The 22,610-nt window shown below is 59.6% G+C and carries 14 protein-coding genes and 3 pseudogenes; 10 read left to right on the top strand and 7 right to left on the bottom strand.

Annotation, left to right across the window (positions count from 1 at the left end):
• Positions 1-7: 7 nt before the first annotated feature.
• From bcsZ to AC1RPZ_RS12515, 6 genes are read left to right on the top strand one after another with little or no spacing between them, the layout of a single operon-like run.
• Entirely contained in the window at positions 8-1,249 is a 1,242-nt protein-coding gene (gene bcsZ, locus AC1RPZ_RS12540; RefSeq protein ID WP_493137328.1) for a cellulose synthase complex periplasmic endoglucanase BcsZ, read from the top strand.
• Positions 1,225-5,088: a cellulose biosynthesis protein BcsC gene (locus AC1RPZ_RS12535; RefSeq protein ID WP_493137327.1), complete on the top strand. Its 3,864-nt coding sequence runs from the start codon at positions 1,225-1,227 to the stop codon at positions 5,086-5,088. Before bcsZ ends, AC1RPZ_RS12535 begins: the two co-directional genes overlap by 25 nt.
• Before the next feature lie 17 nt (positions 5,089-5,105).
• Positions 5,106-5,774 (top strand): SGNH/GDSL hydrolase family protein, encoded by a 669-nt coding sequence (locus AC1RPZ_RS12530; RefSeq protein ID WP_493137326.1) that lies wholly within the window; start codon positions 5,106-5,108, stop codon positions 5,772-5,774.
• On the top strand, positions 5,771-6,445 hold the full coding sequence (locus tag AC1RPZ_RS12525; protein ID WP_493137325.1) for an alginate O-acetyltransferase AlgF: 675 nt from the start codon (positions 5,771-5,773) through the stop codon (positions 6,443-6,445). Before AC1RPZ_RS12530 ends, AC1RPZ_RS12525 begins: the two co-directional genes overlap by 4 nt.
• 18 nt (positions 6,446-6,463) lie before the next feature.
• Positions 6,464-7,873 carry an MBOAT family O-acyltransferase gene (locus AC1RPZ_RS12520; RefSeq protein WP_493137324.1) on the top strand — a complete coding sequence of 470 codons (1,410 nt, stop codon included), beginning with the start codon at positions 6,464-6,466 and terminating at the stop codon, positions 7,871-7,873.
• Positions 7,873-9,027 carry an alginate O-acetyltransferase AlgX-related protein gene (locus tag AC1RPZ_RS12515; RefSeq protein ID WP_493137323.1) on the top strand — a complete coding sequence of 385 codons (1,155 nt, stop codon included), beginning with the start codon at positions 7,873-7,875 and terminating at the stop codon, positions 9,025-9,027. The genes AC1RPZ_RS12520 and AC1RPZ_RS12515 overlap by 1 nt, the downstream gene beginning before the upstream one ends.
• 39 nt (positions 9,028-9,066) lie before the next feature.
• Here AC1RPZ_RS12515 and AC1RPZ_RS12510 read toward each other — a convergent pair.
• Positions 9,067-9,261, bottom strand: a pseudogene (locus AC1RPZ_RS12510) (MFS transporter); the annotation flags it as partial.
• A gap of 962 nt (positions 9,262-10,223) precedes the next feature.
• Between AC1RPZ_RS12510 and AC1RPZ_RS12505 the strand changes: the two are divergent.
• Positions 10,224-10,725 (top strand): annotated as a pseudogene (locus AC1RPZ_RS12505) (tyrosine-type recombinase/integrase); the annotation flags it as partial.
• 352 nt (positions 10,726-11,077) lie between these two features.
• A pseudogene (locus AC1RPZ_RS12500) lies at positions 11,078-11,286 on the top strand (site-specific integrase); the annotation flags it as partial.
• A gap of 2 nt (positions 11,287-11,288) precedes the next feature.
• On the opposite strand, the gene AC1RPZ_RS12495 reads toward AC1RPZ_RS12500, so the two are convergent.
• From AC1RPZ_RS12495 to AC1RPZ_RS12480, 4 genes are all read right to left on the bottom strand, one after another.
• On the bottom strand, positions 11,289-12,140 hold the full coding sequence (locus AC1RPZ_RS12495; RefSeq protein ID WP_493137322.1) for an SDR family oxidoreductase: 852 nt from the start codon (positions 12,138-12,140) through the stop codon (positions 11,289-11,291).
• A gap of 155 nt (positions 12,141-12,295) precedes the next feature.
• The gene (gene fabF, locus AC1RPZ_RS12490; RefSeq protein ID WP_493137321.1) at positions 12,296-13,594 is read right to left on the bottom strand and encodes a beta-ketoacyl-ACP synthase II; all 1,299 of its coding nucleotides are present in this window, start codon (positions 13,592-13,594) and stop codon (positions 12,296-12,298) included.
• 46 nt (positions 13,595-13,640) lie between these two features.
• Positions 13,641-16,790, bottom strand: coding sequence for an efflux RND transporter permease subunit (locus AC1RPZ_RS12485; RefSeq protein WP_493137319.1), 3,150 nt, complete (start codon positions 16,788-16,790; stop codon positions 13,641-13,643).
• On the bottom strand, positions 16,787-17,896 hold the full coding sequence (locus AC1RPZ_RS12480) for an efflux RND transporter periplasmic adaptor subunit (RefSeq protein ID WP_493137318.1): 1,110 nt from the start codon (positions 17,894-17,896) through the stop codon (positions 16,787-16,789). Before AC1RPZ_RS12480 ends, AC1RPZ_RS12485 begins: the two co-directional genes overlap by 4 nt.
• Positions 17,897-18,116: 220 nt before the next feature.
• On the opposite strand from AC1RPZ_RS12480, the gene AC1RPZ_RS12475 reads away from it, so the two are divergent.
• Together AC1RPZ_RS12475 and AC1RPZ_RS12470 are read left to right on the top strand one after the other, a co-directional pair.
• A complete protein-coding gene (locus AC1RPZ_RS12475; protein ID WP_493137316.1) occupies positions 18,117-19,577 on the top strand; it encodes an efflux transporter outer membrane subunit in 1,461 nt (486 codons plus the stop codon).
• A gap of 44 nt (positions 19,578-19,621) precedes the next feature.
• Positions 19,622-20,407, top strand: a complete 786-nt coding sequence (locus AC1RPZ_RS12470) for an SDR family NAD(P)-dependent oxidoreductase (protein WP_493137315.1) — start codon at positions 19,622-19,624, stop codon at positions 20,405-20,407.
• A 111-nt stretch (positions 20,408-20,518) separates the two neighbouring features.
• Here the strand turns inward: AC1RPZ_RS12470 and AC1RPZ_RS12465 are convergent, their stop codons facing one another.
• Together AC1RPZ_RS12465 and AC1RPZ_RS12460 are read right to left on the bottom strand one after the other, a co-directional pair.
• Positions 20,519-21,790, bottom strand: coding sequence for an OmpP1/FadL family transporter (locus tag AC1RPZ_RS12465; RefSeq protein ID WP_493137314.1), 1,272 nt, complete (start codon positions 21,788-21,790; stop codon positions 20,519-20,521).
• Positions 21,791-21,986: 196 nt separating this feature from the next.
• Positions 21,987-22,607 carry a TetR/AcrR family transcriptional regulator gene (locus tag AC1RPZ_RS12460; protein WP_493137313.1) on the bottom strand — a complete coding sequence of 207 codons (621 nt, stop codon included), beginning with the start codon at positions 22,605-22,607 and terminating at the stop codon, positions 21,987-21,989.
• Positions 22,608-22,610: the final 3 nt, after the last annotated feature.

Below are 22,610 nucleotides of genomic sequence, written 5' to 3'. Positions count from 1 at the left end.
GCCGCACATGCCTGCGTCGTCCACGAACGCCCGGGATGCTTCACCTCGTCAGTGCCTGCGCGGTAACGCGCGCAGGTTGAGCGCTGTGCTCACGCTCGCCCTGCTGGCACCTGCGATAGCCGCCGGAAAATCCTGTGAGACGCCGGCCTGGCCACTGTGGCAAACCTATGCAACGCGCTTCGTCCAAGCCGACGGCCGGGTTCTGGAATCCAGCCTGGAGAACAATCACAGCACCTCTGAAGGGCAGTCCTACGCCATGCTCTTCGCACTGATCGGCAACGATCAGCCACGCTTTGACATACTGTGGCGCTGGACCTTGGCCAACCTCGCCAGCTCCGCCATCACTACACGCCTGCCGGGCTGGTTATGGGGGCAAGGCACGGACGGTCAATGGCGCCTGCAAGACGCTAACTCGGCCGCCGACGCCGACCTGTGGTTCGCCTACGCCCTGCTCGAAGCGGCACGCCTGTGGCATCGGCCGGACTATCACGAAGACGCCCTGCAACTGATGGCGACGATCGAAGCGCAATTGGTCGTCAGTCTGCCTGGGCTGGGGTCGATGGTATTGCCTGGGCCGCAGGGCTTCGTCCAGCCGGATGATCTCTGGCGTCTGAATCCCAGCTACCTGCCACTGCCGCTGTTACGGCGGCTGGCCAAGGAAGCGCCGTCCGGGCCCTGGCAAGCGATTGCCGACAACACCGCGACGATGATTGGCCAATCAAGCCCTCAGGGTTTCATCCCTGACTGGGTCGGTTATCAAGGGACTTCAGCGCAATCGGGTGTCTTCGTGACCGACCCGATCAAGGGCGAAACGGGCAGTTACGACGCCATTCGCGTGTACCTCTGGCTGGGCATGAACGGCGCCACCGAGCCGTTGGCGGCGCCCCTGCTCAAACGGCTGGACGGTATGGCCCGCAGCACTGGGGCGACGGGTGTCCCCCCGGAAACAGTCCAGGTTCTCCAGGGCAGTGTTCAGGGTCAGAGCCCTTTCGGATTCTGGGCTGCATTGATTCCGTACCTTCAGGCCAAGGGGCAACCCAGGTTGGCCAATCAGCAACGACGCCGCGTGGAACACGCCTTGCGCGAGGCGCTGGCCAAACCTGATGCCAACGCTGGTCCGCCCCGTTACTACGACTTCATGCTCAGCCTGTTCGCACTCGGCTGGGCCGATAAACATTATCGATTCCGGGAAGACGGAACGCTGAAACTCTCCTGGGAGACCGCATGCACGCGCACCATCGCACGCTAGCCATCGCCGTCATAAGCGCATGGACGGCCTCTGCTGCCCACGCTCAAAGTCCGACGCCACAGACGTTACTCGTCGAGCAAGGGCATTACTGGCAGTTGCACAACAACCCTCAACGCGCGGCGGAAGTCTGGCAGAAAGTCCTGTTGCTGGACCCGGTCCAGGTTGACGCACTGTATGGCCTGGGCTTGATCGGCGTTCAGTCGGGCAAGCCACAACAGGCGCAGCAAAACCTCGCGCGCCTGCAGGCGATCCAGCCACCGCCTCGGCAGGCACTGCAATTGGCGCAGGACATCGCCCTGGCACAACCGCTGAACCAGCAACGTCTGGAAGAGGCTCGCCGCCTCGCCGATGCCGGCGAACGCGACAAGGCGACCACCGTGTTTCGCGCACTGTTCGATGGCCATCCACCTCAAGGCACGATCGGCCGCGAGTATTACAACAACCTTGCCTTCAATCAGGCTGACTGGTCTGAGGCGCGAAGCGGATTTCAGCGCCTGCAACGCGAAATGCCCAACGACTCGATCGTCGCGCTGTTTTACGCCAAGCATCTCGTACGCCATGAAGACAGCCGGGCCGAGGGCATTCACGCCTTGGCCGGGCTGACCCAGCGTACCGACATTGCCGGTGATGCCGATGAAAGCTGGCGCCTGGCGCTGACCTGGATCGGCCCGCCCAACGCCACGCAAATGCCGTTGTTCGAGACGTACCTCAAGACGCATCCGGATGACGTGGAGATCCGGGCGCAGATGAACAAGGGCAAGCAAAAGGTGGCAACAACGGGCAGCAAGCAATGGCAGCCGCCCGCTGAAGTGGCGCGCGGCCTGAAGGCACTCAAAGAAGGCGATCAGTCCACCGCCGAACAGGCCTTCCAGGCGCGCTTGAATACCCGACCCGATGATGCCGACGCGTTGGGTGGCCTCGGGGTTATCCGCCAGCAACAACACCGATTGGCCGAAGCGGAAAAGCTCCTGGGTCAGGCCACGCGACAGCGCGACGGCAGCCACTGGCAAGCAGCACTGAACGAAGTGCGCTACTGGTCTGCGTTGCAGCAGGCCCGTGACGCCCAGGCCAAAGGCCAGACAGCCCAGGCACAGGCCTTGGTGAACCAGGCGCTGCGTCTGACCCCAAACGGGGTGGACGCTCGCCTCGCCCTGGCCGATATTCAGACCAGCGCGGGCCAGCTCGATGACGCTCAGCGCAGCTATCGCCAGGTGCTGAGCCTGCGCCGCGACGACCCTCAAGCACAGGAAGGGCTGGTCAACGTTCTGCTCAAGAGCGGCAAGAGCGATGAAGCCCTGCAACTGATCAACACCCTGCCAGCCACCGGACAGGCAAAGATCGGCCAGTCAGGACGCCTGCAAGCCTTGCGCGCGACGCAACTGGCCGCGCTCGCCGAACAACGCAACGACCTGCCCGCTGCGCGCAACGCCTTGCAGGATGCGCTGCGCTACGAACCGGAGAACATCTGGACACGTTTCGCCCTGGCTCGCCTGAACCTGGCGATGAGCGAACCGCAAAAGGCTCGGGACCTGATCAACGCCATGCTCCAGGCCCACCCCGACAATGCCGATGCGCTGTACGTCAGCGCCTTGCTGTCGGTGCAGATGGGTGAGTGGAAAGCCGCACAGGCAACCCTGGGACGCTTGCGCCCCGACCAACGCACCCCGGACATGGAAGCGCTGGCCGCTGATGTCAGCCTCAACCTGCAACTCAGCCAGGCGATCGAATTGGGCAAGCGCGGACAACGCCAGGAAGCCCTGACCTTGCTGCAGCGCATTCAGCCGATGGCCAACAACAGTCCAGACCGCACGGCGAGTCTGGCCTCGGCCTATGTCGACATCGGCGACCCGACCCGTGCACTGACCCTCATGCGCGGCCAGTTGCAACAGACCACCGCGCCCTCGGCGGACTTCATCCTGCAATACGCCGCTGTCCTGCTTAAATCCAGAGAAGACGCACAGGTCAACGCGATTCTGCGCGACCTTCAGAACAGGCCCTTAAACGCGCCGGCTCGCAAGCGTTTCGACGACCTGCTCTATCTCTATCGCATCCGTCAGGCTGACCAGCTGCGTGAACGAGGCGATCTGGCCAGCGCCTACGACACGCTGGCGCCTGCACTGGCGCAACGTCCCGGTGACAGCGCTGGCGTCGCGGCCCTGGCACGGATGTACTCGGCCAACGGCGACACGGCAAAAGCCCTCGAACTCTACAAACCACTGTTACAGCACCAGCCAAACGACCCGCAACTGCTGCTGGGTGCTGCCGACGCGGCGGTGCTGGCACGTGACACTGCATTTGCCGAACAGGCACTGCAACAGCTGCTCAAGACTGAATCCGGCAACCCTCAAACATTGATGGAGGCCGCACGCCTCTACCAGAACATGGGCAAGACCGGCACAGCGGCCGATCTGCTGCGCAAAGCAGTGGCCATCGAACAGAGCGAGAAACGCAGAAGCCAGGGCGGCCAACTGGCAGGTTCGACGGTGGCGCCCAACCCCTTTGCGGGGGTGTCGGGTCAACGTGGCGAGGTCAGTCGCGACACCTTGCTGGCAGCGATCCCGCCACCGGCTCAGGAGATGCCGATCACCGTGAAGTCTCACGCCCCCCTTGGCATCGACGCGTTCCCAAGGCCGCAACAGGCGAGCAATCCATTCGAGTCGCAGCTGCCGCGAGCAGCACTGGTGAGTGAGGACATCAGCCCCGCGCAACTGGCGCTGAATAAAATCCTTCAGGAGCGCAGCCCATACGTCACCCAGGGCGCGAGCATTCGCAGCAACAACAGTGAGTCGGGACTGAGCAAACTGACCGATATTGAAACACCGCTGGAGATCAATATCCCGCTGGATGAAAGCCGCGTCGCCCTGCGCGTGACGCCCGTCTCGCTGAACGCCGGCAGTGCCAACACCGAGGCGCTGCAGCGTTTCGGTAGCGGTGCGCAGAGCGACGGCGCCGGTTCGCAAAAAGCCCAGGGTGTCGGCCTTGCCGTGGCCATTCAAAGGCCCGCAGATGGGCTCAAAGCCGATCTCGGCACCACCCCGCTCGGCTTCAAATACAGCACCGCCACGGGCGGCATCAGCGTTGATCGCCCCGTGAGCGATACCTCTAATGTCCGTTACGGCGTGAGCATTTCCCGGCGTCCGGTGACTGACAGCATCACCTCGTTTGCCGGTACCACAGACAAACGCAGCGGTCAGTCCTGGGGCGGCGTGAGCGCCAACGGCGGGCGTGGCCAGTTGAGCTATGACGACAACGAAGTCGGCGCCTATGGCTACGCCTCCTGGCACCAGCTCATGGGCAACCATGTCGAGTCCAACAACCGCAGTGAACTGGGCAGCGGTGTCTACTGGTACCTGCAAAATGCAGCGGACAGCAAGCTGACCGCCGGCCTGAGCATCACCGGCATAAGCTACGCCAACAATCAGGACTATTTCACCTACGGCCACGGTGGCTATTTCAGCCCGCAGACGTTCTTCGCCCTGAGCGTTCCGGTGACCTGGGCACAACGCACCGGGCGCTTGACCTATCAAGTCAAAACGTCGGTCGGCGTGCAGCATTTCGAGCAGGACAGCGCCGACTATTTCCCTACCGACAAAGCCCTGCAGGCGGCCTCGGGCAAGCGCTACGCAGGGCAAAACAAAACCGGGATCGGCTACAGCCTCGCAGGGGCGGCTGAATACAAGGTCGCTTCGAACTTCCTGCTGGGCGCCAGTCTGGGCCTGGACAACGCCCGCGACTACCAACAACTCAGCGGTGCTCTGTCTTTGCGCTACCAGTTCGAGGACATCAGCGGCCCCATGAACCTGCCGGTCAGCCCCTATACCTCGCCTTATTCCAACTGATCATTCTGGAGCTTTCGATGCCCACTTCTGCCCTTACCGGTCTGACTCTCCTTATCCTTGGGGAGAGCCACATGAGCCTCTCGGACCATTTGCTGGAGCCGCTGCACGACAACCTCACTCGCCAAGGCGCCCAGGTTCACTCCATCGGTGCCTGCGGCGCCAGCGCCAGCGACTGGCTGATCAGCAAAAAGGTCGACTGCGGTGCCGAGCGCAAAGGCAACGACAAGATCGTGATCAAGGGGCGCGAGGCAACCACCACACCGATCCAGGACCTGATCGCCGCCGACAAACCCGACCTGGTGGTACTGGTTATCGGCGACACCATGGCGTCCTATGACAAACCGGTGTTTCCAAAGGCCTGGGCATGGCAAAGCGTCACCAGCCTGGCCAAGGCCATCGCCGCCACTGGGACCCGTTGCGCCTGGGTTGGCCCGGCCTGGGGCAAGGCCGGTGGCATGTACCAGAAGAATGATGCCCGCACCCAGTTGATGTCCCAGTTTCTGGCCGCGAACGTGGCGCCTTGCACCTACATCGATTCGCTGACGTTCTCCAAACCCGGGCAGTGGATCACCACCGACGGGCAGCACTTCACCGTCGCCGGTTATCAAGCATGGGGCACTGCGATCGGCGGTGCATTGGTCAAACTGCCCGCCGACCGCGTCAGCAGCACAGGAGTCGGCAAATGACCCAATCAGCACGTGGCTGGGCGCTGCTCACGCTCTTGATGCTGAGCCTGCACGCCCAGGCCGCCGAGATTGCCCTGTACCCGACGGGCCCGGACCAGGACTCGGCCTTTCTGCGCTTTATCAACGCCGCCGACCGACCGCTGCAACTGCTGGCCGAAGGCTCTCGGGCAAGCCTCAGACTCGAAGGCCCGAATGCCGTGTCCGACTACCTGCCAGTGCCCGCCAACCAGCCGATCAAGGGCACCCTGGAACGCAACGGCAAAAGCCAGACGCTGGACATCCAGGTGGCGGCGGGCGAGTTCGCCAGCGTGATCGCATTGCCAGACAGCGCACAAGGTATCCGTCAGGTCGTCATCCGTGAGCAACCCGACGACTTCAATAGCCTGAGGGCCTCACTGGCGTTTATCAGCGTCGATCCAGGTTGCACCCAGGCCGGTTTGCGCGCAGCGGGGAAGAACGCCGACCTGTTCAAGGATGTGGCCAACGGCAGCGTGCAACGTCGAACGATCAACCCGGTCAGCCTTTCGGTTCAATTGGTCTGCGCCCAAACCGACGTCGGTGCCCCGCTCAACCTGGGCCAGCTCAAGGCCGGCGAGCGCTACAGCGTTGTGCTGCTGCCTGGCGCAAATGGCCCGTACCTGTTGCTCGCGACTGACGTCCTGGCGCACTAATCGGATCGCGCCACCATCATGGTTTTTGCCTCTCTCGAGTTTCTGACGTTGTTCCTGCCGCTGTTCTTGTGCAGCTATGCAGTGTGCCCAGCCGCCGGGCGCAACGTCACATTACTGATCGGCAGCTGGCTGTTCTATGGCTGGTTGAGCCCTCGGTTCCTCGCAGTGCACGTGGTGCTGACGATCACGGCGTGGGCCGGCGGCTTGCTGATTGACGCCTTGCGGGAAGAAGGTAAGGGCCGCGTGCGGCTACTCGCGACATTGATCGTGCTCAACACGGCGGTGCTGTGCTGGTACAAGTACGCCAACATCGTCGCCGGCACGTTGATCGATGCCGTCACCTGGTATGGCGCCATGCCGCTGGACTGGCAGCGGGTCATCATGCCGGCCGGGCTATCGTTTATCGTATTGCAGGCGATTTCCTATCTGGTGGATGTACACCGCCGCACCGTGCCGGTCGAACGCAGCTTCATTAATTACGCCACCTATATTTCGATGTTCGGCCACTCGGTCGCCGGCCCCATCATTCGCTATGACTGGGTTCGCCGTGAGCTGAATCAGCGTGACTTCAACCTGCAGAATTTCTCGCTGGGCGCACGCCGGTTCATGGTCGGGATGTGCATGAAGGTCCTGGTGGCCGACACCCTGTCGCCGGTGGTCGATGTGGCGTTCAATTTGCCGAACCCTGGCTTCGCCGACGCCTGGGTTGGCTGCCTTGCCTACTCCTTGCAACTGTTCTTCGACTTCGCCGGCTACAGCGCCATGGCCATTGGTCTGGGTTTGATGCTGGGCTTCAACTTTCCCGAGAACTTCGACCGTCCCTATCTGGCCAACAGCATTCAGGACTTCTGGCGTCGTTGGCACCTGTCACTGTCCAGCTGGTTACGTGACTATCTGTATATTCCGCTGGGCGGCAATCGCAAAGGCACCTGGAAAACCTATCGCAATCTGTTCCTGATCATGGCCATCGCCGGCCTCTGGCACGGTGGCGATAGCTGGAATTATCTGCTGTGGGGCTGTGCCCATGGCCTCGCGTTATGCGTTGATCGTGCCTGGAGCCGTTCCACCCTGCCCCCTGTACCGCCGGTGCTGTCCCATGGACTGACACTGCTGTTCGTATGCCTGGCCTGGACGCTGTTCCGCGCCCCCGACTTTCACAGCGCGCTGCGCTTGTATGCCGGACAATTCGGCCTGCAGGGCATCGCCCTTGGTGATGAACTTTCCGCGACCCTGCGCCCGATACACGGCCTTGCGGGCCTCCTCGGTGTGCTCGGTGTCGTCGCACCGCTGCTGCACCCTTACTGTGAGAAACGACTGGGCAGCCTGGAGCTCTACGCCGCCGCCCTTTGGCCCATCGCCGGTTTCATGCTGTCGTTCGCACTGATCGCCAGTCGCGAAACCGTACCTTTCCTGTACTTTCAATTCTGATGACGACCCCAGAGAACACCACTCCCTCCACTCAGCCAGATGATCTGGCTGCACGCAGCAGTCGGTTGGCAGGCGTTGTGCTGCTGATATTCCTGTTCGTCGGGCTGCTGTCCTCTGGCCGATTGATCGTTTCGGGGCAGATCTCGTTGTTACCCGATAAATTGCTGACCACGCAGATTTTTGACGGCGACATCACCCATTGGATCGCCAAGGAACTCTCGAAAGCTCACTTCCCCACCACTTTCGCCGAGCTGGAGCGCGGTGCCAGTTGGCTGCTGCTCAGCGACACGGGTCCAAGGGTTCGCTCGGGTTGTCCTGACTGGCTGTTTTTGGCCGATGAACTCGAGGTCAATCATCAAGCACAGCGCAATGCCGATGCCAAAGTCCAGGCCGTGATTGATCTGAAACAGCAGCTCTCCCGACGTGGAATCAGCCTGCTGGTCGTCATCGTTCCAGACAAGAGCCGCATCGCGTCTGCGCAACGTTGCTCATTGCACCGCCCAGCCTCTCTCGAAGGGCGCATCCAGGCCTGGACCTCGAAGCTGGATGTTGGGGGTGTGTCGAATCTGGACCTCACCGTTGCGCTAACCCCATTGGGGGCCAATGCCTACTTACGCACCGATACGCATTGGAGCGAGTTCGGCGCCGAGGCTGCGGCCAATGCCATCGCGCAGCGCCTGAAGCCCCTGGGCATCACTGCAATGCCACTCAGGTCGTTCAACGAAAGTCATGCCCTGCTCACGGTTCGGCCTGGCGATCTGGTCCATCTGGCGGGCATCGACTGGCTGCCGCTCAAATGGCAACCAGCGCCCGAAATGGTCTCCCAAACAACCATCAGCGAACTTCCCGTTGTGGCAGCCGACAGCCCTGACAACGAGGGAGATCTCTTTGGCGATGCCAACCTACCCAACACCGCGCTCATCGGGACCTCATTCTCGCGCAACTCCAACTTCGCGGGGTTCCTGCAGCAGGCACTGGGCGCCCCCGTGGGTAACTTCGCCAAAGACGGCGGAGCGTTCTCTGGCGCCGCAAACAGCTACCTCAACAACCCTGCCTTCAAAGAAACGCCGCCAAGACAAATCATCTGGGAGATCCCGGAGCGGGACTTGCAGTCGGCTTACACCGACCCCATTGCGTATCGCTCGTTGCACTAGGCCAGTCAGTTAAGCGCTGGGTGTCCTCAAAAGATCGCAGCCTGCGGCAGCGCCTACAAGTTTTGCGTACAGAGGCGTCGTGTCCGCTACTAGTGTTGCCAGAATTCCTTGACTGAAATCTATATGCAGCCCCCATAAGGCGACACCGAGTAGGACCACGTCGACGGACTCGGCATAGGCCAACACCACATCAGCAAGCATCAGCAGCACCAAACCGACACCGAGCAACGCTGTAATGAACTCAGTTGTACCGGGCCAGGTTTGAAAACGGAAGGAACGGAACAGCGGGGCAACACTCAACTGCCGCTGCAAGCGACCTTCTGGGCCGCGTGCTTCGGTATGCTGGTCGATCGCTTCGGGCATGCCGTGGATGATGAGTTACGAGGCGGATAGGCGCGCATATTCAGAATCCAGCACCACCTGATTGCTGTTGTTAACGAATGAAAGCCCGTAGCTCATTATGCAAACCTTATGACCATCAAACGCATGGTTCCGCGAGCGGCGAGACTGGAGGCAAACGTTCGGGTGACTGCGCCGTCGAGCTCGGTGATATCTGCGGTATTGAAATCAACTCTCTCGGCCAAACCGTTCGCCGTCTCGAGGGACTTACCGATGTCCAGCCAATGCACGGGATCAGGCGGCGGCGTGTTGATCGGCACAGGCTGAGTCGCCTGGTACAGGCGCTGGCCCAGCCGCACCATGTCCTCAGCGATGTAAGTCTTCTCCGGGTCGTACAGCAGGATGTCGTCCAGCTTGTCGAGCTGCTCCTGCAGGTCGTCGATCTTGCCGATCTTGTCCAGCAAATCCTTGCCGAGGTCGGTCTCATTAATCTGGCCACTAATCATGTCCAGTATCGGCCCAGCATCAGAGCTCGACTGCCCCATAACACTGATACCGATCGGATACCAAGGTCCGATGTTGCCGATCCGATCCACCAGGCGCGCCCAGAAAAAGAGGGTCACGCCAGCGCGTAGGCCCAGCATCGTGTAATCGCTTTGCGGGGATGACAGATCCGTCAGCTTGGTAGCCATCTCCAAGCTGGTGGTCGGGCTGTACCAAATCTCCGTCCGCTGGGTGTCCTCGGCGCCCGCCGGGAAACCCCACTTCAGGTAGATGCCGAAGATCAGCGGGCTCGCGTTCAAGTACGAGACTGCCGGGGGCAGTCCTTCCTTGCCTTTCAGATTCGTCAGGTTCAGTTCCTGATTCCGCCGGGGTTTGGCGGTCGGCATGATAAGGCGGGAGTTAAGAATGGTGATGAAAGGCTGGTAGTGCTGAACAGCGTGGCCATGTCCATCGTTGACGGTCAACGCGGGCGGCATCGGGATCTAGTCTTTCCATATGGGAAGCCAGACCAGTTTGGACCGACAGCAGTTCACCGGATGAATGAAACAGCCTGGAAGAAGGCCCGGGTGCGAGCAGCAGCAAAGTGGAAAGAAAGGCACCAGTCACCAGTCACCAGTACACCCCGGGGTCCGTTCGATCAGGGTTCACGACCTAAAACACACCTTTGGCAGAAGGCTGCGTGCAGCAGGTGTGACACTGGAAGACCGAAAGGCATTACTTGGACACAAGAACGGCAGCATTACGAGCCACTATTCTACCGCAGAGCTCGGGCAACTGATCGAAGCGGCCAACAAAGTGTCAGCCACCGACTCGCGAGGGCCGGCACTGACCAGACTCAGGAGAAAAACGGGATGATTCCCCGCAAAAGTCCCTACGCGTAAAAAAGCCGAACTGGCTAGAGTTCGGCTAAGTTACTGATAAATATGGTCGGGACGGAGTGATTCGAACACTCGCCCCCTAGCACCCCATCTCCTTTTTCATACTTCTTGAAAGCTTCCAACATCTTACTCTGGATTCTTCCAAGCTAGTGTTTACTTGAGCTCCAGCGGTGTTCTGCTCTACGAGAGTCCAGTAACGTCCATCAACAGCCGACGTTTTTGTGGGGGGAAAAGTAGGGGGAACTCATTTTATGGCCAAATTCACCATCAAAGAACTCGAGTCGCTGATTCCCAACGATGCCGCCCGAATCCTCCGGGAGGATGGCAGCGACTCAGAGTGGTGCTTTCCCAACAAGCAGGATGATGGGCATGTGGACATAAAGTGGTGAGCAAACAAGTGGGTGACCGCCAGGCCCAGTTCAAAAACCGCAAGGCCCTCTCCAGACGGCGTAAGGACAATATCCTGGTCCTTGCCGACGGCCAGAACGGCGACTCGACGCCACATGACCTGCGCCGTACGGGCGCGACCATGATGCAGCGTCAGAGCGCCTTTAGCGCACGTTCGACGCTGATAGCAAGCGGCGTGGTTGGCCTCCCGATAAGTTCAGCCAAGGCGCGCTCGTTGCCGTAGAGAGCCCCCAGGGAGGCGCTGACGTCATAGGAAGCCAATGCTGCGGCAAGCCCCTTCGGCAAGCCAACACCTTCGAGCGCGGCGGCGTAGTCGGCTACCGGGAGGTTGCGGTAAGGGATGTTCTTGCCGGTCTGCTTCGAGATTTCCGCCGCCAGATCAGCCAGCGTCCAAGAGGTATCGCCAACCAGTTCGTAGGTAGCGTTTTCATGGCCGTCAGCAGTCAACACCACTGCGGCGGCTTCGGCCAGATCCTCGCGTGTCGCTGACGAAATCCGGCCTTCGCCTGCACTACCGAACAGCGCGCCATTAGCCAGCGCCACACCAGCGAAACCTGTGTAGTTTTCTGTGTACCAACCATTGCGCAACAACGTGTAGGAAAGTCCGGACGCCTTGAGGGTAGCCTCGGTTGAGCGGTGCTCGTCGGCAAGTGCCAGCACGGACGAGTCAGCGTGCAACACGCTGGTATAGACAATGCGCTTGATGCCGACCCTCTTCGCCGCCGCAATGACGTTGGCGTGCTGCGCCGCGCGCTGACCGATTTCGCTGGAGGAGATCAACAGCAAGGTTTCCACTCCGGACAACGCCGCATCCAGCGTCTCGGTCTTGGAATAGTCGAACGCCCTTGCCGCAACGCCCAGCGCTTCTGCCTGTTCTGGCTTGCGCACCAGGGCAAGAATGCTGCTCGTGGCGGTTCGCTGCTTGAGGTTCTCGATGACGATGCGGCCCAGTTGGCCGGTGGCTCCAGTAACGGCAATGCTCATGAGGTCACTCCTTGGTGAACGGAAGGGTTGAAGAAATAGCCATGATCGACTGTAGGATTCAGGGTGCGTTGCGGGCAACGTAGGCCTCTGGCCGCTACTCATCGATTGCCTCCTGGTAGCGCCAGGTTTGATGGATCTAGTCCGTCATTTGAGCGTCACACTTCAGACTCAGACTCCCAACGGCGAAACAGCACGCTGGCGTTAACACCGCCGAAACCGAACCCATTTGAGAGCGCATGCGTGATCGACAACTGCCGAGCGTTGAGTGCGACCAGATCAAGGCCGCCGGCCGCCTCATCGGGATGATCGAGATTCAGCGTGGGCGGCACCACCTGGTCGCGAAGCGCTAGTACGGTGAACACCGCTTCAATGCCTCCGGCCGCTCCCAGCAGATGCCCGGTGGCGGACTTGGTCGAGCTGATCGCGACGCTAGAGTCGCTCCCGAATACCGAACGAATCGCTGCCAGTTCGCCTTTGTCACCGACCTGCGTGGAGGTCGCATGTGCATTGATATGCTGAACATCGGCAGGACTCACAGCCGCCTGGCGCAGTGCCTGTTCCATGGCGCGGCGTGCACCGCTGCCGTCCTCCGGACCCGCCGTCAAGTGATAGGCATCGGCGCTGGTGCCGTAACCGACCAGTTCCGCCAGTGGTTTGGCTCCACGAGCCAACGCATGCTCCAGTGACTCAATCACCAGTAACCCGGCACCTTCGGACATGACGAAGCCGTCACGGTCGCGATCAAAGGGACGTGAAGCCTGCTGTGGGTACTCGGCAAAGCCAGTTGATAGCGCGCGGGCCGCCGCAAAACAACCCAGGGTTACACGGTCTATCGCTGCTTCGGTACCGCCGCATATGGCGATATCCGCCTCACCACTTCTGATGATTCTGGCCGCATCGCCGATGGCTTGTACCCCAGCAGCACAGGCCGTTACCGGAGCGCCGAGCGGCCCTTTGAATCCGTTCCGAATGGATACGTGCCCGGCCGCCATGTTGGCGAGAAAAGACGGCGCAGTGAATGGCGACAATCGGCGAGGACCACGCGCATCGGTGGTGCGGACAGCGTCGGCGATCGCGCCAAAGCCACCCACGCCCGATGCAATGATCGTGGCGGTCCGCTCCTGGTCTGTGACATCTGTCGGATGCCAGCCTGCCTGCTCCAGAGCTTCGTGTGCTGCCACAAGTGCAAACTCGATGAAGCGATCCATCTTCTTGCGATCCTTGGCCGAGATGATGCGCTCCGGGTCGTAACCCGCGATGGCATCATCTTCTAGAGACGGCACCTGGCCGCCTACTGCAACGCCCGTACCCTCAGTAATATCGCCAGGCAGGTTACGGATGCCAGAACGCCCAGCCAGCAGTCTCTTCCAGACTTCTTCTACTCCGCACCCCAGAGGCCCGACAATTCCGACGCCCGTGACCACGATTCGCTTTTGACCTTCGAGATTAATCATTGAACCCTCTTCATTTTTCAGTCGACGCCCACGCTATGGCCTATGGCTAAAGCTTTGTGGTGAGGTGAACGGCGAGAGGACGGGATGGTGTCCTATCCACTAGGCTTGCTTGCTTATTCGCTGTTTCGGTTTGACCCGTATTGTCAGGACGGATCTTGAACCAGATGGCGTACATCGCCGGCAGGAACACCAGCGTCATGATGGTGCCGACGAACGTGCCTCCGATCAGCGTGTAGGCCAGCGTCCCCCAGAAGACGGAATGGGTCAGCGGGATGAACGCCAGGATTGCCGCGAGTGCTGTCAGCAGTACCGGGCGGGCACGCTGTACCGTGGCTTCGACCACTGCGTGAAACGGGTCCAAGCCTTCTTGGGCGTTGTGATGGATCTGCCCGATCAGAATCAGCGTATTGCGCATCAAAATGCCCGACAGCGCGATCAGACCGACCAGGGCGTTGATACCAAACGGCTGCTGGAAGATCAGCAGCGTTGGCACCACGCCAATCAATCCCAGCGGCGAGGTGAAGAACACCATGATCATTGCCGAGATAGAACGCACCTGGACAATGATGATCAGCAGCGTCAGGGCAATCATGATCGGAAACAACGGCAAAATCGCTTTACCGGCCTTCCCCGATTCCTCGATCGCACCCGCCTGCTCAATCCGGTACCCGCCAGGCAGCTTGTCTATGATCGGCTGCAGCTCCTTCATGATCACGTTCGAGACGTCCGGTGGCTGCAAGCCTTCGGCAATGTCGCCGCGTACGGTGATAGTCGGTGTGCGGTCACGGCGCCTAAGGATCGGATCCTCCATACGCACATCCACCTCTCCGACCTGGGACAGAGGGATACGCTGACCCGCCGCGCCCACCAATGTGAAGCCTTCAATCCGGGCGGGATCGAGCCGGATGTCACCCGCGGCGCGACCAACCACCTGCACCGAGCGAATATCCTCACGAACCGCCGTGATCGGCACTCCGGCCAGCAGGAATTGCAACTGCTGGGCGACTGCACTGGATGTCAGTCCAACCGCCTGCAAGCGATCCTGATCCAAGCTGAAATGCAGCGTCGGCGTCAGAGGGCCCCAGTCGCTGTTGACCGTCCTCATCATCGGGCTGGCTTGCATGACATCTTGTACACGACCCGCAAGCTCGCGCAGCTTCGTCGGGCCAGGCCCCATCACCCGGTAGGCCACCGGGAATGGCGAATACGGACCAAACACAATTTGAGATGCCCTGACTCGGGCCTCTGGGGCGAGGCCTGCAGCGACCGCTTCGCGAAGACGGAACTTGAGGGTTTCACGTGCCTCCTGACTGTCCGTCAGCACCACGATCTTGGCGAACGATGGATCGGGCAGTTCTGGCGCCATCGCCAGGAAGAAACGCGGCGCGCCCTGCCCAATATAGGCCGTGACGATTTTTGCCTCTTCCTGCTGTTGCAGCCAGGCCTCGACCTTTGCAGCAGTGGCACTGGTCTGCTCGATGGAGGTTCCGTAGGGCATTTGCACCTCGACCATCACCTCGGGACGGTCCGAGGTCGGGAAGAACTGCTTCTTCACCAGGCTCATGCCCAGAACTGCCACGAAAAACAGCGTGATAACCGTGCCGGCCACCAGCCATTTGCGAGCGATGACGCGTGTCAGAACCCGGCGGAAGCGGTTGTAACGGGGGGTGTTGTAGATAGCCGCATGCCCACCCTCGACCTTCTTGATGTCTGGCAACAACTTCACTCCCAGGTAAGGGGTGAAAGCCACCGCGACGACCCAGGAAGCGATCAGAGCAATGCCGACGATCCAGAACATGTTGCTGGTGTACTCGCCGGCAGTGGACTGGGCGAAACCGTTGGGCATGAAGCCAATCGCCGTTACCAGTGTACCGGAGAGCATCGGCGCGGCCGTATGACTCCAGGCATACGCGGAGGCTTTGATTCGGTCGTAGCCCTCTTCCATTTTCACTACCATCATTTCGATAGCAATGATCGCGTCGTCCACCAGCAGTCCCAGCGCCAGAATCAACGAGCCGAGGGTAATACGGTCAAAGTTCTTTCCGGTGGCCGCCATCACCACAAACACTATCGCCAGCGTCAACGGTACCGCCGCTGCGACCACGAGGCCTACCCGCCAGCCCATGCTGAGAAAGCAAACAAGCATCACCACAAGCAGCGCGACAAAAAATTTGACCATGAACTCGCCAACGGCCGAGTCAATGTTCACGGCTTGATCAGTGACCTTGGTCAGCGTCATGCCCAGTGGCATGCCTTCATTTATCTTCGTCGTTTCGCTGTCCAGCGCCTTGCCCAGGTCCAGGCCATTCCAGCCCTCGCGCATTATGACCCCCAGCAACAAGGCCTCTTCGCCGTTATTGCGCACCAGGAAGGTGGCAGGGTCTTCGTAGCCTCGTTCAACCGTCGCCACGTCCGAGAGCTTCAACGTGTGCCCCTGAATCGCCAGGGGCGTGTCACGAATTTTCTCCAATTTATCGAAAGCGCCATCCACCCGCAGGAAAACCTGCGGCCCGTTGGTTTCGATGGAACCGGCGGGTGTGAGCACGTTCTGGCTATTCAGCGCGGCGAAGATGTCCTGGGGAGAAACGCCCAAGGTGGCCAGTCGGTCATGGGAGAAGGACACAAAAATGCGCTCGGCTTGCTCACCGATGATGTTGACCTTCTTCACGCCCGGCACATGCAACAGTTGTTGGCGCAACGACTCAGCATTACGCACCAACAGTCGCTGCGGCTCGCCTTTGGCTTTGAGGGCGAAAAGCGCAAACGTCACGTCCGAATACTCGTCGTTGACCAATGGCCCGATCACACCCGCCGGTAGCTTGGTGGCTTCGTCGTCGAGCTTTTTGCGCGCCTGATAAAACTCTTCCTGCACCTGTGAGGGTGGCGTGCGGTCCAGCAACGACACCATGGTGAAAGCGAGACCGGGCCGCGTATAGGTTTCCGTGCGGTCGTACCATTTCAGTTCTTGCAGGCGTTTTTCAAGTGGCTCTGCTACCTGATCCTGCATCTCCTGCGCCGTGGCGCCCGGCCACGCGGTAATGACCGTCAACTGCTTGACCGTAAACGGAGGATCTTCCGCACGCCCCAGCTGGAAGAACGCCAGGGTGCCTGCAACGGCAATCAGGAAGATCAGAAACACCGTGATAGATCGCTCACGAACGGCGATCGCGGAAAGATTGAAGCGACCCTCGCTCATGGACGCCCCCCGGCAACTTTTTCGTCATCCTGTTGAGGCAATTTCACCTCTTCACCTTCGCGCAACAGATGTGCGCCTAACGCTACGATCTGCTCGCCGACTTTGAGGTCGCCCGCGACTCGCACTGTGTCGTCGCTCAAACCCAGGACTTGTACAGGTCGCCAGGCCACCTTCGCCGGTGTACCGGTGATGACCCACACGCCAGTGCCTTGGCCTGGGTCATAAACGGAAGCGATCGGTACTTGCAGCCCCTGCCCTTGCGTGACGCCTTCAGCGATCCGAAGCGTGACAGTCGAGCCTATCGGTGCATTGGCCAGCGCGCCCTCAAGCACATACCGCGCCTCGAAGGTGCGTGTCATGCGGTCGGCCGAGTCAGACAGCAGCCTCAGCTTCGCTGTAACAGCGTCCGTGGTATTGCCATAAAGCGTTGCCTGCGCAGTAGATCCTGCTGCGGGGCGCAACGTCTCGGGCAGGTGCACGATGGCTTCGCGCTGCCCTGCCCGCGCCAGTCGAACCACGGGCTGTCCCGGGCTGACAACTTGTCCGGGCTCGGCGAGCGTCTCCACCACCACGCCGTCGGAATCCGCAAGCAGCACCGCATAACCAGAAGCATTACGGGCAACGTCAGCCTGCGCTTCAGCGGCGCTAAGCTGCGCCTTTGCGGAATCAGCAGCGGCTTTGATCTGGTCGTAGGCCGATGCAGAAATAGCGCCAGCGGCGACCAGGTCGCGGTATCGCGCCTCGTCATCTGCTGTCTGCTTGGCTCGGGCCCGAGCGGCTATGACCGACTCTTGCTGTGCTCGCGCCTGCAATCCTAGGTCGATTGGGTCGAGGCGCATGAGTGGCTGACCACGTTTAACGGTCTGACCGGTGTCGACCAAGCGCTCAAGTATCTTGCCTGACACCCGAAAGCCCAGGTCGCCCTGCACACGGGCAGCCACCACGCCCGTGAAAGAACGTGAGGTGTCGGAGGAACCCTGAACCGTTCCAGGCCTTACCAGAGGAGCGTGCGTGCGTGGATCGTCAACGGTGGATGAGTCGCCACATGCCGTCAGGACGAGAGGCAACAAGCAAGCGGCAATGGGGAAAGGTCGAAGCCGGCGCATAGGTTCCCTTACTTAAACAAATAGGACAGGCGTCATATTCTCAGTCGAGTAACCATATCCGTCAATGGTCACTAATTATAAAGTGCTAAGTTCCTCAACCTCAGCAGTGGAATCGCCGAATACACTGAGCCCATTTCGAACTTGGCTGAACGAGCGTCGATTGACAGAAAGTGACCATAACGTAATATGGTCACAAGCATGCTCAATTGAAGGAACCTCAATGCCTCCCCTCCGTCCCGTTGCTCTCTTGGTGAGCGCCAGCTTGATGACAGGTTGCGCGGTCGGTCCGGACTATCACCGTCCGGACGCCCCGCTTTCGGACCGTTACTTGGGTCAGCCTTCTGTCGAACAGAGGCCTGGGGCGACGCCTGCCAGGCTTGTCGCCTGGTGGGAAGGCTTCGGTGATCCACTGCTAACCGACTTCGTCTCCAAGGCACTTGAGCAGAACCTGGATCTGGCGCAGGCGTCGGCGCGAGTAACGCAGGCACGGGCAGGACTAGGCGCCGCAAATGCCTCTTTATTACCCTCGGGAAACATCAGCGGCCAAGCCGCGCGTTCCTACCAGTCAATCGAGACCCCACTCGGCCAGGTGTTGAACTCAACGCTTGGCTATGATCGGTACGGAAGTTCCTACGAGGTCAACCTCGATGCTGGCTGGGAGGTGGACGTCTTTGGCGGACTGCGACGCGGACGCGAGGCTGCACTGGCCGAGTACCAGGCTTCCGAGGCAGGTGTCGCTGCCACACGACTGGCCATCGCCGCGCAGACCGCCGATATCTACATCACTATCCGCGGATTGCAGACCCGGTTGGACATTGCGAACCGACAAGTCAAAACGCAGCAGGAGCTACTAGAGAAAGTCCAATTGCTCTACAGCAAGGGCCTCGCCGCCAACTATCAGGTTCGTCAGACTGAGGGGGCACTATCGCAGGTCCAAGCGACAGTACCGGCCCTGCAGACCGGCCTGGATGCTGCCATGAATGCACTGGATGTCATGCTCGGCACGCCGCCAGGCACTCACCGCACGCAATTGGCAAATATGGGGAACATTCCTGTAGCGCCGCAGATAAAGGCCACGGGAACGCCGGCCGATCTGCTGCGCCGCAGGCCAGATCTCATTGTTGCTGAGCGCCATCTCGCAGCCTCAAACGCACGCATCGGGGAGGCGATTGCTGAGTACTACCCGAAATTCTCCCTTAGCGCATTGCTGGGCAGTGCCACGGCTGTATCCGCAGGCAACCTTTTCACCGGCGGTGCCAGCCAGTCGGCGGGCGTATTGGGACTGCGCTGGAGACTCTTCGACTTCGGTCGCATAAACGCCCAAATCGACCAAGCCAAGGGACAGGAAGCCGAAACCCTGGCCGCTTACCGTCAGTCTGTGCTGCGCGCCACCGAGGATGTCGAGAACGCGTTCTCCTCACTAGTAAATCGGGAAGCTCAAGCAACCACCCTCACCGGGGGAGAGGCGTCTCTGACACAGGCTCGCCAATCGTCGTTCATTGCCTATGAAAAAGGCACGGCCAGTCTGATCGATGTCCTGCACGCTGACGAAACGATGCTGCAGGCTTCCGATGCCCGGGCGCAAGCGCGAACGGAATCGGCACGAGCGGCGGTGGCGGCATTCAAGTCGCTAGGTGGTGGCTGGCAACCTCCTGAAGCCCAGCCTGTTGCGACACGATGACCTAACCAGGCGAGCTCAATAGAAACCAACCGGAGTACAGCGAAATGAAATCGAACGAGAATTCCTGGGTGCTCATCACAGGCGCATCAAGCGGATTTGGCGAGGAGTTTGCCCGGCAATACGCAGCGCAGGGAAAATCGCTAGTCCTGGTAGCAAGAAGGCTGAGTAAGCTCGAAGCACTATCGGCGGATTTGCGCGAACGTTTCGGTGTTGATGTGATTGTCGAACAAGTAGACCTGTCCTCGATCCCGGCGATCATCAAACTGCATGAGCGACTCCGCGAACGCAATATAGTGATCGATGTGCTCATCAACAATGCGGGTCATGGATTGCAGGGGCCTTTCCTGGATCAGCCTCTGGACCACTCACTGACCATGATTGATCTGGATATCGCCAGCCTGACAGCCCTGACACACCTTTTCGCGGCCGACATGCGAGCCCGCAAACGTGGGCAAATCCTGATGGTCGCCAGCTTGCTGTCGTTCCAGGGCGTGAAGAATTTCGCCGTTTACTCTGCCGCGAAAGCCTATGTTCTTCGCTTCTCTGATGCGCTTCATCGTGAACTGAAAAATGACGGCGTCGTCGTTACCGCACTTTGCCCTGGAATGTCAGATACCGGATTTGCAGAAAGTGCCAAACAACGGATCACACCGGCCTTGAAAATGGTGATGATGCAGCCTCAACCCGTCGTGCGTGCAGGCATCCGTGCGCTGCAAGCCGGACGCATGAGCGTGGTGCCGGGTTTTGGCAACAAGGCCATCACCGTCTTGACGTGGGCCACGCCACGTCGGTTTCATCAGAGCTTGATGGCGCAGGTGATGGGAGTCTGAGGGGGCGACAAAGAGGCCTTTTACCTCAGGGGAAAGGCCCGAGATGTGTTCTTAAAGGTCGGGAGGCAACGCGTGCTCCCGACAGGACATTTATCGTGTAACAGCACTCAATTAGAAGCGGTAACTAACAGAAGTACCGAGCCCGCTCGCACTGTTCTTATATTTGGCACTGTATGCACCTCTGGTCGGCGAGGTGTCGTTGACCTGCACGCTCTCTTCCCACAGGTAAGAGTAAGCAACATCGATCGTGACATTATCCGCCGGCGTCCAGCCAGCACCGAAGCTGACAACCTTCCGGTCGCCCGTAGGAATGCGCGGTCCACGATTGGTGTTATTGGTCGGTGACTGATCGACCGAAAAGCCTGCGCGAAGTACCCATTGGTTGTTCAGTTGATATGCCGCACCGATAGCATGAGCCCACGTATCGTGCCAATTCTGTTCTTCGGTAATGGTGCCCAGCGCACCGCTCAACGCAGGGGGTAAACCTGTGTTCTCGATGGTTAACGCTTTGAAGCGACTCCAGCGAGTCCAGGTACTCCCCACGTATAGGGTCCAGTCGTTATTAAGCTGATGAGTCACCGAGAAATCCACTGACTCCGGAGTATCCACATCCAGCGAAGCGTCATAACTGCGGCCGCTGCCCCCCAACACGCTAAAGATGCCGTCAGTGACCTTGGTCTTGGCATCCAATTGATAACTGACCTTGGAATGGTAGGTCATGCCCAAACGGGTTCGGTCTGTAGCCTGCACCAAGATACCGGCGTTAAAACCCAGGGCAGTGTCGTCACCCGTGCTTTTGAGTTTTCCGTCATTGCGACCAGGGCTAAGCGGATTGAGCACCATACCGGAAATTTCACCACCGATACGGTTGATGGTCGGACCGAACCCGATCGAAACTTTGTCGTTGAAGGCATAGCTGACAGTGGGCTGGAACGTAAGGGTCGTGACTTCGCTTTTGTTGGCGTAGTAACGCCCGGCGAAACCGCTGCCATAGTCAGTCATCAGACCGAAAGGCACATAAAAACCTACACCGAACGCCCAATGCTCATCGATCGGTTTGACGTAGTAACCCATAGGCACGGTGGTGGTGGGCACCATGTCGCCGTCTTCCTGGCCGCCGAATGTACTGCGGGTCTGGCTTATGTCGGACTTGGCGAAAAGAGTCGCAGCCCCCACGCTGACCTGTTCCCTTTTCAAGCGAGACATGCCCGCAGGGTTACCGAAGACCGTACTCGCATCTTCAGCGGCGGAAGAACGACCGGCAAACCCGGCCCCCATCCCACTGATGCTTTGTTCATTGAGAGCGAAGCCGCTTGCAAAAACGTTTGAGGATGCGAGCACGACAGCAAGGCCAAATGGGGACTTGAGCACTATTTTTTTCATTGTTTGGACTCTATGGGTATCACTGAGATGAAGCATTAGAAGCGATGGACCACCATATTTATTCATGTGACCATATCAGTCAATGGTCACACAACAGATAAATAAAATGCCCTTCGACGGATGGAAGAAGGGCAAAGTGAAAAGCCGTTTGGGATCTGACGCGTACCGCCGTATGCGATAAACCTTTAGCCAAAGGTCAAGGCATGAGGCTACGCAAGATGAGATTGGAGGTAAGCGTGGGCGCCTCCTCGACGAAATCGAGGTTGTACTGCAGCAGCAAAGGGTTGACGAATGGCCGCAGCGCGAGATGTATCGCTTCTACTGTCTCGTCCAGCGGAGTCTTGCGTTCAAATTCGCCAATCTCTCGCCCCTCTCGCACGATTTGCAACACGAAGCGTTTGATCTGTGCGTCATAAGCCTGCGAACTGGGCCAGCTTTCCGACGCCGCGAACGCTGCAATGTCATAGAGTTTTCGGTCGTTAAAAAACAGATTCACACCTGTGGCGATCACCGTTTTGACCAAACGTCGAAAGCGCTCCGTCGGCGACAGGTCTTCTACATTGATAGCCTGCTCCACAGCCGCGACGATTTCTGCCAGACAATTTGCGCAGATGGCTTCACCGATCGCCTGCTTGGAATCAAAAAATTTGTAGATGTAGGCCTTGGAAAACCCGATGGCCTTGGCCAGGTCGGAAACCGTGGTTTTGCCATAGCCGTATTGACTGAAGTGTTCGTTGGCCGCTGCGACAATTTGATCGCGAATCTCGTGATCGATTGGGCCACGGGGGCTAGGCGAAGATATTGATGGCTGATTCATGGG

The sequence above is a fragment of the Pseudomonas sp. GW822-FHT02D10 genome, assembly GCF_058802345.1.
The sequence above is the reverse complement of the archived record's forward strand: the minus strand, read 5'-3'. Positions and strand labels throughout refer to the sequence as shown.